At 62.9% G+C, this 14,112-nt stretch carries 16 protein-coding genes; 11 read left to right on the top strand and 5 right to left on the bottom strand.

Annotated elements, in window-relative coordinates; all coding sequences use genetic code 11:
• Positions 1-112 precede the first annotated feature (112 nt).
• The 6 genes from hmgA to AC1DYJ_RS22685 are packed head-to-tail and all read left to right on the top strand — an operon-like array spanning position 113 to position 4,558.
• The gene (gene hmgA, locus AC1DYJ_RS22710; protein WP_477282461.1) at positions 113-1,426 is read left to right on the top strand and encodes a homogentisate 1,2-dioxygenase; all 1,314 of its coding nucleotides are present in this window, start codon (positions 113-115) and stop codon (positions 1,424-1,426) included.
• A gap of 10 nt (positions 1,427-1,436) precedes the next feature.
• The gene (locus tag AC1DYJ_RS22705) at positions 1,437-2,294 is read left to right on the top strand and encodes an MBL fold metallo-hydrolase (protein WP_477282463.1); all 858 of its coding nucleotides are present in this window, start codon (positions 1,437-1,439) and stop codon (positions 2,292-2,294) included.
• 2 nt (positions 2,295-2,296) lie between these two features.
• Positions 2,297-2,650: a DUF7660 family protein gene (locus tag AC1DYJ_RS22700; protein WP_477282465.1), complete on the top strand. Its 354-nt coding sequence runs from the start codon at positions 2,297-2,299 to the stop codon at positions 2,648-2,650.
• 33 nt (positions 2,651-2,683) lie between these two features.
• On the top strand, positions 2,684-3,697 hold the full coding sequence (locus AC1DYJ_RS22695; protein ID WP_477282467.1) for a fumarylacetoacetate hydrolase family protein: 1,014 nt from the start codon (positions 2,684-2,686) through the stop codon (positions 3,695-3,697).
• Between the two features lie 14 nt (positions 3,698-3,711).
• Entirely contained in the window at positions 3,712-4,008 is a 297-nt protein-coding gene (locus AC1DYJ_RS22690) for a hypothetical protein (protein ID WP_477282469.1), read from the top strand.
• 13 nt (positions 4,009-4,021) lie between these two features.
• Positions 4,022-4,558 carry a DinB family protein gene (locus AC1DYJ_RS22685; RefSeq protein WP_477282471.1) on the top strand — a complete coding sequence of 179 codons (537 nt, stop codon included), beginning with the start codon at positions 4,022-4,024 and terminating at the stop codon, positions 4,556-4,558.
• Positions 4,559-4,637: 79 nt separating this feature from the next.
• Here the strand turns inward: AC1DYJ_RS22685 and hppD are convergent, their stop codons facing one another.
• Positions 4,638-5,753 (bottom strand): 4-hydroxyphenylpyruvate dioxygenase, encoded by a 1,116-nt coding sequence (gene hppD, locus AC1DYJ_RS22680; RefSeq protein WP_477282473.1) that lies wholly within the window; start codon positions 5,751-5,753, stop codon positions 4,638-4,640.
• A gap of 139 nt (positions 5,754-5,892) precedes the next feature.
• On the opposite strand from hppD, the gene AC1DYJ_RS22675 reads away from it, so the two are divergent.
• Both AC1DYJ_RS22675 and AC1DYJ_RS22670 read left to right on the top strand, forming a co-directional pair.
• On the top strand, positions 5,893-6,360 hold the full coding sequence (locus AC1DYJ_RS22675; RefSeq protein WP_477282475.1) for an Lrp/AsnC family transcriptional regulator: 468 nt from the start codon (positions 5,893-5,895) through the stop codon (positions 6,358-6,360).
• Positions 6,361-6,394: 34 nt separating this feature from the next.
• Positions 6,395-6,778, top strand: coding sequence for a hypothetical protein (locus AC1DYJ_RS22670; RefSeq protein ID WP_477282476.1), 384 nt, complete (start codon positions 6,395-6,397; stop codon positions 6,776-6,778).
• 9 nt (positions 6,779-6,787) lie between these two features.
• Here AC1DYJ_RS22670 and AC1DYJ_RS22665 read toward each other — a convergent pair whose 3' ends face one another.
• The gene (locus AC1DYJ_RS22665; RefSeq protein WP_477282478.1) at positions 6,788-7,126 is read right to left on the bottom strand and encodes a protein tyrosine phosphatase family protein; all 339 of its coding nucleotides are present in this window, start codon (positions 7,124-7,126) and stop codon (positions 6,788-6,790) included.
• Positions 7,127-7,244: 118 nt separating this feature from the next.
• Entirely contained in the window at positions 7,245-8,456 is a 1,212-nt protein-coding gene (gene zigA / locus AC1DYJ_RS22660; RefSeq protein WP_477282480.1) for a zinc metallochaperone GTPase ZigA, read from the bottom strand.
• Positions 8,457-8,694: 238 nt separating this feature from the next.
• On the opposite strand from zigA, the gene AC1DYJ_RS22655 reads away from it, so the two are divergent.
• Positions 8,695-9,039, top strand: a complete 345-nt coding sequence (locus AC1DYJ_RS22655; RefSeq protein WP_142869644.1) for a RidA family protein — start codon at positions 8,695-8,697, stop codon at positions 9,037-9,039.
• A 123-nt stretch (positions 9,040-9,162) separates the two neighbouring features.
• Here the strand turns inward: AC1DYJ_RS22655 and hutC are convergent, their stop codons facing one another.
• Both hutC and AC1DYJ_RS22645 read right to left on the bottom strand, forming a co-directional pair.
• Positions 9,163-9,903, bottom strand: coding sequence for a histidine utilization repressor (gene hutC / locus AC1DYJ_RS22650; protein WP_477282482.1), 741 nt, complete (start codon positions 9,901-9,903; stop codon positions 9,163-9,165).
• Positions 9,900-11,252 (bottom strand): formimidoylglutamate deiminase, encoded by a 1,353-nt coding sequence (locus AC1DYJ_RS22645; RefSeq protein ID WP_477282484.1) that lies wholly within the window; start codon positions 11,250-11,252, stop codon positions 9,900-9,902. Before AC1DYJ_RS22645 ends, hutC begins: the two co-directional genes overlap by 4 nt.
• An 88-nt stretch (positions 11,253-11,340) precedes the next feature.
• On the opposite strand from AC1DYJ_RS22645, the gene hutI reads away from it, so the two are divergent.
• Positions 11,341-12,576 (top strand): imidazolonepropionase, encoded by a 1,236-nt coding sequence (gene hutI / locus AC1DYJ_RS22640; RefSeq protein ID WP_477282486.1) that lies wholly within the window; start codon positions 11,341-11,343, stop codon positions 12,574-12,576.
• Complete coding sequence (gene hutH / locus AC1DYJ_RS22635; RefSeq protein WP_477282488.1) at positions 12,573-14,111, top strand: histidine ammonia-lyase; 1,539 nt, start codon at positions 12,573-12,575, stop codon at positions 14,109-14,111. Before hutI ends, hutH begins: the two co-directional genes overlap by 4 nt.
• Position 14,112: the final 1 nt, after the last annotated feature.

Raw genomic sequence — 14,112 nt, 5'->3', positions numbered from 1 at the left:
CGTGGATGCGTTCGCCGTTGATAGTTACATTTTCGATGGTTACAAATGAAACCAGTTTGGTCAACATCACCGGCAGGCCGCGCTTCGCGGGGTCGGGATCAGGGAGGATCGGATGGCCTTTTCCTACATGCCGGGCTTCGGCAATGATTTTGAGACCGAAACCTTGCCCGGCTCACTGCCGCAGGGCCGAAACTCGCCGCAGCGGCCGGCCTATGGTCTCTATGCCGAGCAGCTGTCCGGCTCGCCCTTCACCGCACCGCGCGGCACCAATGAGCGCTCCTGGCTTTATCGGATCCGGCCGAGCGTAAAACACACCGGCCGTTTCAAGGCGGTGAGCTATCCCCTGTGGAAGACCGCACCCAATGTCGGCGACCACGAACTGGCTCTCGGCCAATATCGCTGGAACCCGGTGCCGATGCCGAAGGAGCCGACCGATTTCATTCAGGGCATGCGCACCATCACCACCGCCGGCGACGTGCTGGGACAGAGCGGCATGGCGGCGCATGTCTATGTCGCCAACCGCTCTATGGTCGACGACCATTTCTTCAACGCCGACGGCGAGTTGCTTGTCGTGCCGCAGGTTGGCGCCTTGCGCTTCGTCACCGAGATGGGCGTCATCGAACTTCGGCCCGGCGAGATCGCCGTGCTGCCGCGCGGGCTGGTGTTCAAGGTCGAACTCGTCGATGCCGAAGTGCGCGGCTACGTCTGCGAAAACTATGGCGCCAAGCTCACCTTGCCGGACCGTGGCCCGATCGGCGCCAATTGCCTGGCCAATCCGCGCGACTTCAAGACGCCCTGCGCCTGGTTCGAGGAGAAGGAGACGCCGTGCCGGCTGACAGTAAAATGGTGCGGCAATTTCCATGTCACCGAGATCGGCCATTCGCCGCTCGACGTCGTTGCCTGGCACGGCAACTACGCCCCCTACAAATATGATCTGGCGACGTTTTCGCCGGTCGGCGCCATTCTGTTCGATCACCCGGATCCGTCGATCTTCACCGTGCTGACGGCGCCGAGCGGCGAGGAGGGCACGGCCAACATCGACTTCGTCATCTTCCCGCCGCGCTGGCTGGTGGCGGAGGACACGTTCCGGCCGCCCTGGTACCACCGCAACATCATGAGCGAGTTCATGGGCCTGATCCACGGCCAATACGACGCCAAGGAAGAGGGGTTCGTGCCCGGCGGCATCAGCCTGCACAATCTGATGCTGGCCCACGGCCCCGACGCGCCTGGCTTCGAAAAGGCCTCGCGTGTCGAACTGAAACCGGTCAAGCTCGACAACACGATGGCCTTCATGTTCGAGACCCGATTCCCGCAAATGCTGACCCGCTACGGCGCTGAGCTCGAAACCCGGCAGGACAATTACATCGACTGCTGGTCCGACCTGAAGAAGCGTTTCAACGGCACACCGGAGGGCGACTGGTCTTGAGGCTCGCCCTATGAGCGACCGGCTGGTGTGTCTCGGCTCCAAGGGCGGCCCGGCGCTGCGGCCGGGCGGGCCATGGCCGAGTTCGTCGCTGCTGGAACTCGTCGGGCGGACCATTGTCGTCGATTGCGGGCTGGGCGTCACGCGCGGCCTGGTCGATGCCGGCATCAGCCTGAAGGCGCTCGACCTGATCTTCATCACCCATCTGCATTCCGACCATGTGCTGGAACTGGGGCCGCTGTTGCACACCGCCTGGACGGCTGGTCTCGCCAACCCCGTGGCGCTGTTCGGACCGCCCGGCACCGGCCATTACTGGCGGCGTTTCTGCCAGGCAATGGAGTTCGACATCGAAATCCGCATTGTCGACGAGGGCCGGCCGGACATTCGCGAACTGGTTTCGATCGTCGAATTCGGCGAGGGCGAGATTCTTGCGCAGCGCGGTCTGAAAGTATCGGCGCTGCGCGTCCACCATCCGCCGGTGACCGACTGTTTCGCGCTGCGCTTCGAACATGCCGGCAAAAGCGTCGTTTTCTCCGCCGACACCGCCTTCTTTCCGCCGCTAGCCGGCTTCGCCAAAAATGCAGACATTCTCGTCCATGAAGCCATGCTGGAAGAAGGTATAGAGCGGCTGGTTGCCAGGACCGGCAATGGCGCGCGGCTGAAAGAACATCTGCTCGCCAGCCACAGCTTTGCCGAGGAGGCCGGCCGCATCGCAAGCGATGCCGGCGTCAAAAGATTGGTGCTCAACCACCTCATTCCAGCCGACGATCCGGAGATCGGCGAGGCCGATTGGGAGGCCGCCGTCAGGAAATCGTGGGCCGGTGACTTGACGATTGCCCGCGACGGCCTTGTTGTGGGGTTTCGGGAGTGACGATGGCCGACGACAAGCTTTGGGACGAGGTGGACAAATCCGAGGCCGCATCCTCGGCGCAGCTCACCTTGGCCCTCGATAGCGTGCAGGACTTGCCATCCTTCGTTCGGTTTATCGATGCGCTACGGAAGGACAGGGAGGATGCAGACCGCAAGGAGGCTGCTAGGCCCGGACCATCCGACCCCGGCTGGAATGGCTGGTACAACGGCTCCATAGCCACTTTTCTCGAATCGGCTGTTGCCTGGGCTGTCACCTGGACCGATGACAGTCGGGGCGCCGAAGCGGCGTTTCTAACGGATGAAAATCCCTGGAAAGCGGCAGCTAAAATTCTCTACGCCGGCAAATATTATGAATAACCGCAAAACTACGAATAATCATTGGGAGGACGCATGAAGCTTGCCACATTGAAGGACGGGACGCGCGATGGAAAACTCGTCGTCGTCTCGCGCGACCTGACGCGCTTCACCGACGCCTCGTTCCTGGCGCGAACGCTGCAGGCGGCACTCGACGACTGGCAGCGGGTTTCGCCGCATCTGGCGACGATCGCGGAATCGCTGGAGAACAACGCGGTGCCGTCGGCGCGCTTCCACGAGCATGACGCCCATTCGCCGCTGCCGCGGGCCTATCAATGGGCCGACGGGTCGGCCTATGTGAACCATGTCGAGCTGGTGCGAAAAGCGCGCGGGGTCGATATGCCGGCAAGTTTCTGGACCGATCCGCTGATCTATCAGGGCGGTTCGGATTCCTTCATCGCGCCGCGTGAGCCGATCCGCATGGCCGACGAAGCCTATGGCATCGACATGGAGGCCGAGGTCGCCGTCATCGTCGACGACGTGCCGATGGGCGCCAGCATCGAGGCGGCGCGCGCCGCGATCCGGCTGGTGATGCTGGTCAATGACGTGACGCTGCGCGCGCTGACCGGTCCCGAACTTGCCAAGGGGTTCGGCTTCTTCCAGTCAAAGCCGTCTTCGGCATTCTCGCCGGTGGCGGTGACGCCGGACGAACTCGGCGACGCCTGGGATGGCGGCAAGGTCAGCCTGCCGCTGCTCGCAGACCTCAACGGCAAGCCGTTCGGCCGCGCCAATGCCGGCGTCGACATGACCTTCGATTTCCCGGCGCTGATCGCGCATGCCGCCAAAACAAGGCCGTTGATCGCCGGCACCATCATCGGTTCCGGTACCGTCTCCAACAAGCTGGTTGGCGGGCCGGGCAAGCCAGTGTCGGCGGGCGGCGCAGGCTATTCCTGCATTGCCGAACTGCGCATGATTGAGACCATCGAATCAGGCGAACCCAAAACACCGTTCCTGCGCTTCGGCGACACGGTGCGCATCGAAATGAAGGACAAGACCGGCCATTCGATCTTCGGCGCCATCGAGCAGAAGGTCGAGAAATACCAGGCATAACAGGGGATCATGCAATGACGGGCGAGGCGTTCTATCTGCTGTGCGGCGTCTGGGCGCTTGGCATTCTGGTGGTGTTCATCCAGGCGATCCGGCTGAGCTACCGCATCGAGGCGCGCTCGCCCGATCTGACCAACCGCAGCGGCTACCCGCGAAAGGCGATGATGTTTCACACCATCACGAACATCAATGTCGCGCGCGATGAGGAGACGCAGGCGCTGCGGCGGCGCATGAACCGGCTTTTGCTGATCGTTGTCGCCGGCTTCGCGGTCATGGCGGCAGGCATTGGCCTGGTCAGGCGAATGAACTCGTGACCCTGCCGAACTCATGACCCTGCTCGACCATCTGCGCCGCATGGCCGGCAACAATCTCTGGTCGAACGACCGGCTCTACCGCGCCGTGCTGCAGCTCAAGCCCGGCGAATTCGAAGCCGAACGCACCAGCTTCTTCCCGTCGATCAAAGCGACGCTCAACCACATCCTTGCGGTCGACTACCTCTATCTTGATTTCCTGGAAGAGGGCGGCGTCGGTGCTGCCGCCCATGACGACTACGTGCCGTTCGATGACCCGCAGGCGTTGTTTGCTGCTCAGGTCGCGGCGGACCGGCGCCTGATCGCTTTTTGCGAAAAGCTGTCGGAGGCCGATCTCGACCGTCGCGTCATCACCGACCGCCGCGAGGACGGCATGATCCCTGAAAAGATCGGCGACATCCTCGCCCACGTCTTCCTGCACGACATCCACCATCGCGGCCAGGTGCACGCCATGTTGTCCGGCACCTCGGTCGCACCGCCGCAGCTGGACGAGTTTTTGCTCGATTACGATTTGAAGGTGAGGAAGGAAGAGGTCGAGCGGCTGGGATTGTGATCTGCCAATTCCCAATGTTGGCGCCGCCCCTCATTGCCCGGCCGGCAGGTGAGGGGCAACTCGACGTCGGCAATTCGGCCTACGCCGCCTTGCCGTCCACCTTGATCACGCCGCGCTTGATCTGGTCCTGTTCGATCGATTCGAACAAAGCGCGGAAATTGCCTTCGCCAAAACCTTCGTCGCCCTTCCTCTGGATGAATTCGAAGAAGATCGGGCCGATCACGGTCTTGGAGAAGATCTGCAGCAGGATCTTGGTCATGCCGCCATCGACCACGCCTTCGCCGTCGATCAGGATGCCATGCTTCTTCATCCGCTCGATCGGCTCGTCATGGCCGTTCACGCGGTCATACGACATGTCGTAATAGGTCTCCGGCGGGCCGGGCATGAATTTCAGCCCATTGTCGGCCAGTTTGTCGGTGGCGGCATAGATCTCGTCGGTGCCGACGGCAATGTGCTGGATGCCTTCGCCATTGTACTTCTTCAGATACTCGGCGATCTGACTGGTCTCGTCCTTGGACTCGTTCAGCGGAATGCGGATCTTGCCGCAGGGCGAGGTAATCGCCCGGCTGACCAGGCCGGTGATCTTGCCGTCAATGTCGAAGAAATGGATCTGCTTGAAGCCGAACAGCTCGCGATAAAAATCCCACCATTTGTCCATCTGGCCGCGATAGACATTGTGGGTGAGGTGGTCGAGGAAATAGAAGCCGACGCCTTGCGGCCGCGGGTCGCGCGCGCCCAGCCACTCGAACTCGGCATCATAGGCCGAGCCCTTCTTGCCATAGGCATCGATGAAATAGAGCAGCGAGCCGCCAATGCCGACGATGGCCGGCACATCGAGCGCCTTGTCGTCGCCTTCATAGGGCGTGGCGCCTTTCGACACGGCATGATCGAAGGCATGCTTTGCATCGACCACACGCCAGGCCATGGAGGCGGCGCAGGGGCCGTGCTTGTCGACAAACTTCATCGCATGCGAACCCGGCTCGGCATTGACGACATAGTTTATGTCGCCCTGGCGCCAGACGGTGATGTCCTTCGTGCGGTGCTTGGCCACCGCGACATAGCCCATGCGGGTGAACAGTTCGGCGAGCTTCTGCGGCTCCGCATGCGCGAATTCGACGAACTCGAAACCGTCGGTGCCGGCGGGGTTTTCCTTGCTGATCTTGGCGGGCGGGGCGTCGTGCGGGAAGGGACCCATGGCATTCCTCCAAACGGATGGTGGCCGCATCGGACCACGAGATGACAGATGATAGCGCGAAGCGGCCGCACGGTGCTTGCATTCAAACGCTTGAAATGATTACGTCGTGCGTAATTCATGCATGATTGGAGATAAATCCATGGATAGCACGCGCATCGATCGATTCGACCGCAAGATAATGGCTCTCTTGCAGGGCGACGCGCGGCTTACCAACAACGACCTCTCGGAGCGCGTAAACCTCTCGGCCTCGCAATGCTCGCGCCGCCGCCAGCGGCTGGAGGAAGACGGCTACATCAAGGGCTATCGCGCTGTGCTCGACCGCGACAAGCTCGGCTTCTCGCTGGTCAATGTCATCTCGGTGACATTGGCCACGCACAACCGCGACAACGCTAGGCGCTTCGGCGAACTTTTGGCACGGCTGCCCGAAGTGCAGGAGGCGCACGCACTGACCGGCGAGATGGATTATATATTGAAAGTGGTGACGCCCGATCTCAAATCACTATCGGAGTTCGTCAACGGCGTGCTGCTGCCACATGAATCCGTGCAGCATGTGAAGACGGCGATCGTGCTGGAGACGTTGAAGGAGACGGGTGCGCTGCCGATTTAAGGTGTGAGATGGTATCGGAGCTTCGATACCGTCCATGCGCGTTTGGAATGTTCAGGCTGTGGGGAAAATGGTCAGTTTTCAGCTCGTCGCTATCGTCCTCTTTGGTGTTGGATTGGTGCTGTACACGATAGGTAGTTTTATCTATTTCGCGCGCCACCCCAAGGGCTTCGACGCAATGTTCCAAGCATCCTTTTACATCAATCCCTTGCGTCCACTTCCAGCATCTCCATTTGGAGGTTTCGTACGCGGCATATTCACAGATCCGAAATCCCGCTGGTGGTGCATTATCGGCGTTCCGATCGGTCTTGTGGGCTTTGCCTTGCTCATTGTCAGCAGCGTCCCACTTGCTCAGATCGCCATGACCGCGGCTGTTTTTGCCATCTTCTTTGGCGTGCGCGAACTGATAAGACGCCGCTGATTTCTCAGGTCACCCCTTCGACTGCTGGATCAGCCCATACAGATTGGTGCAGCGCGCACCGGAACGGCAATAGGCGAAGACCGGACCTTCGAGCGCGTCGAGCGCCTCCGCCTGGTCCTCGACATTTTCGGCCGTGATCTGGCCGCTGATCACCGGGATGTAGCGGAAGGCCAGACCGGCGGCTTCGACCGCCGCCTTGACGCTGTCGGCCGAGGGTTGGCCGGGCTGCTCGTCATCCGGCCGGTTGCAGATCACGCTCTTGAAGCCGGCGGCCTTGATGGCGGCGGCATCTTCGGGCTGGATTTGGCCCGAGACCGAGTAGTCGTCGCTGATTTCGCGATATTCCATGGCTTTTGTCCTCGCAATTTGATTTGGCGCAAAGTCTTGCCACTCTCGCACGAGGTCGGCAATCCGCTCAGAAGGAAATCCTTTTGCGCAAATAGCCATTCCCTGAGCAAGATCCAGCTCAGCCCTGTGTCCAGGTCGGGAACGGGTCGGGCAATCCGCGCCATAGTTCGGGCCGGAAATCTTCCGTCTCGATCAGGCAATCGTCCAATTCGCTGCGGATTTTCGCTTCATCCATCGGTTCGCAGCCGATGAACACCATCTCCTGGCGCCGGTCGCCCCAGACCGGGTCGAGATAGGGCCGCATGCTTTCGCGCCATTCGGCATTGTCGGGCCAGCGCTCCTGCGGCACGGCCGCCCACCACAGGCCGCGCTTTTCGGTCCTGACCAGGGCGCCGGCATGGCTCATTTCGCCGACATGATGCGGCCGTGTCGCCAGCCAGAAGAAACCTTTGGCGCGGACCACGCCCGGCCAGGCGCGATCGATGAAGGCCTGGAATTTTGCCGGCTCGAACGGTTTTCGCGCCCGGTAGACGAAGGAGCGGATGCCGTACTCCTCGGTCTCCGGAACATGGTCGCGAAAACCGTTGAGCTCCTTGAACCAGAGCGGATTCTGCTGCGCCTTGTCGAAATCGAAGCGGCCGGTGGCGAGCACCTTGTCGAGCGGCACCTTGCCGAAATCGGCTTCGACGATCTCGGCATCGGGATTGAGCGCCCGCACGATCAGCCGCGCCATGTCGAGCTGATGCGGACTGGCGACGCCGACCTTGTTTAGCACCACAATGTCGGCGAATTCGATCTGCTCGACCAGAAGGTCAACCAGCGCTCGGCTGTCCTGCTCGCCAAGCGATTGGCCGCGCTGCTTCAGGAAATCGGACGATGAATAATCCTTGAGCAGATTGAGCGCATCGACCACCGTCACCATCGTGTCGAGGCGGGCGACGTCGGACAGGCTGGCGCCATGCTCGTCACGGAAATCGAAGGTCGCGGCGACGGGCAGGGGCTCGGAAATCCCGGTGGATTCGATCAGCAGATAATCGAAGCGGCCCTGTTCGGCCAGCGCACGAACCTCCTTCAACAGATCGTCGCGCAGCGTGCAGCAGATGCAGCCATTCGACATTTCCACCAGGCTTTCATCGGTACGCGACAGGTCGGCACCCTCGCGCACCAGTTCGGCATCGATGTTGATCTCGCTCATGTCGTTGACGATGACGGCGACGCGGCGGCCTTCGCGGTTCGACAATATGTGGTTCAAAAGCGTGGTCTTGCCGGCGCCAAGAAAGCCGGAGAGCACCGTGACGGGCAGGCGTTTGGTTGCGGAGGTTTGAAGCATGTCCGTATCCGAAGGTTTGGTGTGGATGCGCGGGATGGCGCGCCGATCCGCGCTTCTGGGGTAGGGGATCAATCTGATATGTTATACTATTACAAACGTCAACAGATTGGCCCACCGAAATAAAGCCGCACGGGTTCAATTCGCCGTGTGTTGGCTCAAGCGGTTTCGGTCAGCCGGCCTTGCCCGAAGCCGGCAGCGCCACTAAACAGGCGCCACCGACCAACCAAGGAACAATCCCATGAGCATTCGTCGCATCGATGTTGGCCCGCGCATGAGCCAGATCGTCATCCACGGCAACACCGTCTACCTCGCCGGACAGGTCGGGACGCCCGGCGCCAGCGTCGGCGAACAGACCAAGTCGATCCTCGCCACCATCGACGAATTGCTGGCCAAGGCCGGCACCGACAAGACCAAGATTCTGCAGGCGATCATCTGGCTGGCCGACATGGGCACCTTCGCCGAGATGAACAAGGAATGGGACAAGTGGGTCCCTCAAGGCAACACGCCCGCCCGCGCGACGGGTGAGGCCAAGCTTGCCGGGCCGGAATATGTGGTCGAGATCATTATTACGGCTGCGATTTAAGGCGGGGCCTTCGACCTCCCCCTTATGGGGAGGTCGGACCGAAGGTCCGGGTGGGGGGCTTGGCGCTGACCCCCACCCCGCTGCTTCGCAGCGACCCTCCCCACAAGGGGGAGGGTAAAAGCGCTATCCCTGCGAAGGCCGGAACCTCGCCACCAGCGTGTGGCTCTCCGCGGCATAGGTGAAGCGCACTTGCGTCACCGGGTGTTCGGCGCTCCAGGTGCGGCGCTCGACCACCAGGCATGGCGCACCGGGGGCAATATCAAGCGCTTCGGCAATGTGCTTGTCCGCCGCCACGGCGCGGATGCGGTGCTCGGCCTCGCTCCACGGCACGCGGCCGATCAGCCAGGGGCCGGGCGCTATGTCGAGAAACTCTTCCTCGCCGGCTTCCCCGACAGCGGCGAGATTGATCAGCCGCTGCTCATGCGCGAATGGCCGCTTGCCGGCGAAATGCCGGCATTCCAGCGCCAGCACCTGTCCGGCGGCGTCCAGTTCGAGCAAGCCACGATCCTCGGCGCTGCTGCGCCTTTTCTGGCGCGCGACGCGCTCGTAGCGATAGGGCAGGCCAAGCGCCTCGACCTCGATCCTGATGTCGTGAATTTCCAGCACCGCCGCCTGCGATTGCGGCTGGCGTACGAAACTTCCCGAACGGCGGCGGCGCTCGATCAGCCCGGCCTTGGCCAGCTGCGACAGCGCCTTGTTCACCGTCATGCGCGAGCAATTGTATTCGGCCGTCAGCTCGTGCTCGAACGGGATGCGAAAGCCCGGCGCCCAGACGCCGGACAGGATCTTTTCGCTGATGTCGGACAGGATGCGCTGGTGCAGCGAACCGCCACCTTCCACCGCCCCTGTCTCCGTCATGCTCATGCCGAAAGCGCCGTCATCACCTGGCGAAAGCGTTCGGCGATCGCCTCGCGCCTGGCATGCCGCCCGCCGCTGACCTGCTTTTTGCCATGCACCCAGACGCAATCGACCCGGCTGCCATTGGCAAAGATCCAGGCGTCGAGAATGGCGTCGCCCTTCTTGCCGGTCAGTGAGGGATGGTTCTGATCGAGCGAGACGAAATCGGCCGCAGCACCTGCCGCGATCCGCGACGGACCGGCACCCAGCGCCACGCTACCGCCGTCGAGCGCCGCATCGAACAGAGCGCGCCCGTTGGAGCCGCCGGCTATCGCCAGCACATTGCGGGCGCGGTGCGCCAGGCGCTGCGAATATTCGAGCTGCCTGAGCTCGTCCGGCAGGCCGATCAGCACATTGGAATCGGAGCCGACGCCAAAACGGCCGCCATGCTCGATGAACAGCGGCGCGGCAAAGGTGCCGTCGCCGAGATTGGCCTCGGTGATCGGGCACAGCCCTGCAATGGCGCCGCTCTTGGCGATGCCGATGGTTTCGGCTTCGGTCATGTGGGTGGCATGGATCAGGCACCAGCGCTTGTCGATCCCGGCATTGGCGAGCAGCCATTCCACCGGCCGCGCGCCCGACCAGGCCAGGCAATCCTCGACCTCTTTCACCTGCTCGGCGACGTGGATGTGGATCGGCCCGTCCGGCGCCATGGCGGCAACGGCGGTGAGTTCCTCAGGCGTCGCGGCGCGCAGGCTGTGCGGGGCGACGCCGACGACAGCCTGATTCAAAGCGCGAACGGATTCGCGGCTTTTCTCAAGCAAGCGTCGGAAGCGATTCACATCGTTGATGAAACGCCGCTGGCCTTCATTGGGGGCAGCGCCGCCGAAGGAGGAATGCGCATAAAACACCGGCAGCAGCGTCAGACCGATGCCGGTCTCGGCGGATGCGGCGGCAATGCGCTCGGCCATCTCGGCGAGGTTGGCATAGGGTTTTCCATCGCGGTCGTGATGGAGATAGTGGAACTCGCCGACGCGCGAAAAACCGGCCTCCAGCATTTCGACATAAAGTTGCGCGGCGACCGCCTCGACCTGGTCCGGCGTCATCGACAGCGCGAAGCGGTACATCACCTCGCGCCAGCTCCAGAAACTGTCGGCGGAGGGGCCGCGCAGTTCGGCAAGGCCAGCCATGCCGCGCTGGAAGGCATGGCTGTGCAGGTTCGGCATGCCGGGCAGCAGAATGGCGTGGCGTTCGTCGCCGGCCTGTGGCGAAGAGCCCGGCTCTACCGTGGCGATCTGACCGCCACTCAGCGAGATCCGCACCTTGTCATGCCAGCCATCGGCCAGCAGCGCCTGTTCCGCAAAGATCGCCGTCACGTTTTTCTCCGCATTCCATGAACAATGCAGTTGCAGTGCGTTTTAATATGTATATACATAATCGCCATCCAATCAACGGAAAAAGATGATGGCGGCACAGAACAAAAGCCGGGCAGGGGGCCTTCACCTTTGGCGCAATGCGCGGCTAGTCACCATGGCCGAGAGCGAAGCCGGACTGGGCATCGTCGAGAAGGGCGCGATCGCCGCCCGCGACGGCGTCATCGTCTATGCCGGGCCGGAAGCGGACATGCCGTCAGCCTTGGCTCAGGGCGGCGGGATCACCAATTGCGAAGGCCGCTGGATCACGTCTGGCCTCATCGACTGCCACACCCATCTCGTCCATGCCGGCAACCGCGCCAATGAATTCGAAATGCGGCTCGCCGGCGCCACATATGAAGAAGTCGCTCGCGCCGGCGGCGGCATCGTTTCCTCCGTCAAATCCTTGCGCGCCGCCAGCGAAGATGAACTGGTTGCGCAGACGCTGCCGCGCCTCGATGCGCTGATGGCCGAGGGCGTCACCACGGTGGAAGTAAAGTCGGGCTACGGGCTCGATCTCGAAAACGAAGGCAAGTCGCTGCGCGCAGCCCGCCGCCTGGACAAAGAGCGTCCGGTGACGGTCCGCACCACCTTCCTCGGCGCGCATGCGCTGCCGCCGGAAGCCAAGGGCGACAAGGACGCTTTCGTCGATCTGGTCGCCAACACGATCCTGCCGGCCATCGCCGCCGAAGGTCTTGCCGATGCTGTCGACGGTTTTTGCGAAGGCATCGCCTTTTCGCCGGACCAGATTGCCCGCGTCTTCGATAAGGCCAAGGCACTTGGCCTGCCTGTCAAACTCCATGCCGACCAGCTGTCCAACCTGAATGGCGCAGCTCTTGCCGCCGGCTATGGCGCGCTGTCGGCCGACCATCTCGAATACACCGACGAGGCCGGCGCCGTGGCGATGGCCAAGGCCGGCACCGTGGCGACGATCCTGCCTGGCGCCTATTACTTCATCCGCGAAACCAAGAAGCCGCCGATCGGCCTGTTTCGCCAGCATGGCGTGAAAATGGCGGTCGCCACCGACAACAATCCCGGGACATCACCGCTGACCTCGCTGCTTTTGACCATGAACATGGCCGCGACGCTGTTCGGCCTGACAGTCGAGGAATGCCTGGCCGGCACCACCCGTGAGGCCGCCCGCGCGCTCGGCCTGCTCGGCCAGACCGGCACGCTGGAAGCAGGTAAATCCGCCGACCTGGCGATCTGGGACATCGAGCGCCCGGCCGAACTCGTCTACCGCATGGGCTTCAACCCGCTTCATGCCCGCATCTGGAGAGGACAATGACCGAACTCAACCTGAAGCCCGGCAACGCAACGCTGGCCGACTGGCGCGCCATCTACCGTGGCGCGGTGCCGAAGCTGGACGCCGCCTGCCGTCCAAAAATCAAGGCCAGCGCCGAGGCGGTCGCCCGCATCGTCGCCAAGGGTGAGCCGGTCTATGGCATCAACACCGGCTTCGGAAAGCTGGCCAGCGTCCGCATCCCAGCGGCCGACCTCGAGACACTCCAGCGCAACATCGTCTTGTCGCACGCCGCCGGTGTCGGCGAGCCGATGCCGGTTGCGGTGGTGCGGCTGATGATGGCGCTCAAGCTTGCCAGCCTGGCGCAGGGCGCCTCCGGCGTGCGGCCGCAAACCATCGAACTGCTGGAAGCCATGCTTGCCAATGACGTCATTCCCGTCGTGCCGGCGCAAGGCTCGGTCGGCGCCTCCGGTGACCTCGCGCCGCTGTCGCATATGACGGCGGTGATGATCGGCGTCGGCGAATGCTTTACCCCGCATGGCCGCTTCCCGGCCAAGGTCGCCTTCGTCTCGCACGGCCTGGAGCCGGTGACGCTCGGTGCCAAGGAAGGCCTTGCGCTGCTCAACGGCACGCAGTTCTCCACCGCCTACGCGCTGGCCGCCCTGTTCGAGGCCGAAGTGCTTTATCAGTCGGCACTGGTTGCCGGCGCGCTGTCGACCGATGCCGCCAAGGGTTCGGATGCCCCGTTCGATCCGCGCATTCATCTCCTGAGAAAGCACCCCGGCCAGATTGAGACGGCGGCAGCTTTGCGCAATCTGATGGCCGGCAGCGCCATCCGTGAATCGCACCGCGTCGGTGACGAACGCGTGCAGGACCCGTACTGCCTGCGCTGCCAGCCGCAGGTGATGGGCGCCGCACTCAGCGTGTTGCGCCAGGCCGCCGACACGCTCGGCACCGAGGCCAATGGCGTCACCGACAATCCGCTGATCTTCGCCGAGGACGATACCGCGCTCTCCGGCGGCAATTTCCACGCCGAGCCGGTGGCCTTCGCCGCCGACATGATCGCGCTTGCCGTCTGCGAGATCGGCTCGCTGTCGGAACGCCGCATCGCCATGCTGGTCGATCCCGCGCTCTCAGGCATGCCGGCCTTCCTGACGCCGAAGCCCGGCCTCAACTCCGGCTTTATGATCCCGCAGGTGACGGCGGCAGCGCTCGTTTCCGAAAACAAGCAAAAGGCCTATCCGGCATCAGTCGATTCCATCCCGACCTCGGCCAACCAGGAAGACCATGTCTCGATGGCCGCGCACGGCGCCCGCCGGCTGATCGGCATGGTGGAAAATGCCACCGCCGTCATCGGCATCGAACTGTTGGCTGCCGCGCAAGGCTGCGATTTCCATGCGCCGCTGGCATCGAGCGCTGCACTTGAAGCTGTGCGCAAGCTGGTCCGGGCCGAGGTGCCGCATCTCGACACCGACCGGCATTTCCATCCCGACATGGAAAAGGCCATCGCCATGGTGCGCAGCGGCGCCACCATCAAGGCTGCCGGCGCGGTGACACTGCCTTCGATCTCGGGAGCCTGAG

Source organism: Mesorhizobium sp. P2_B11, assembly GCF_056404855.1.
This window is presented reverse-complemented; position numbering and strand designations above follow the sequence as displayed.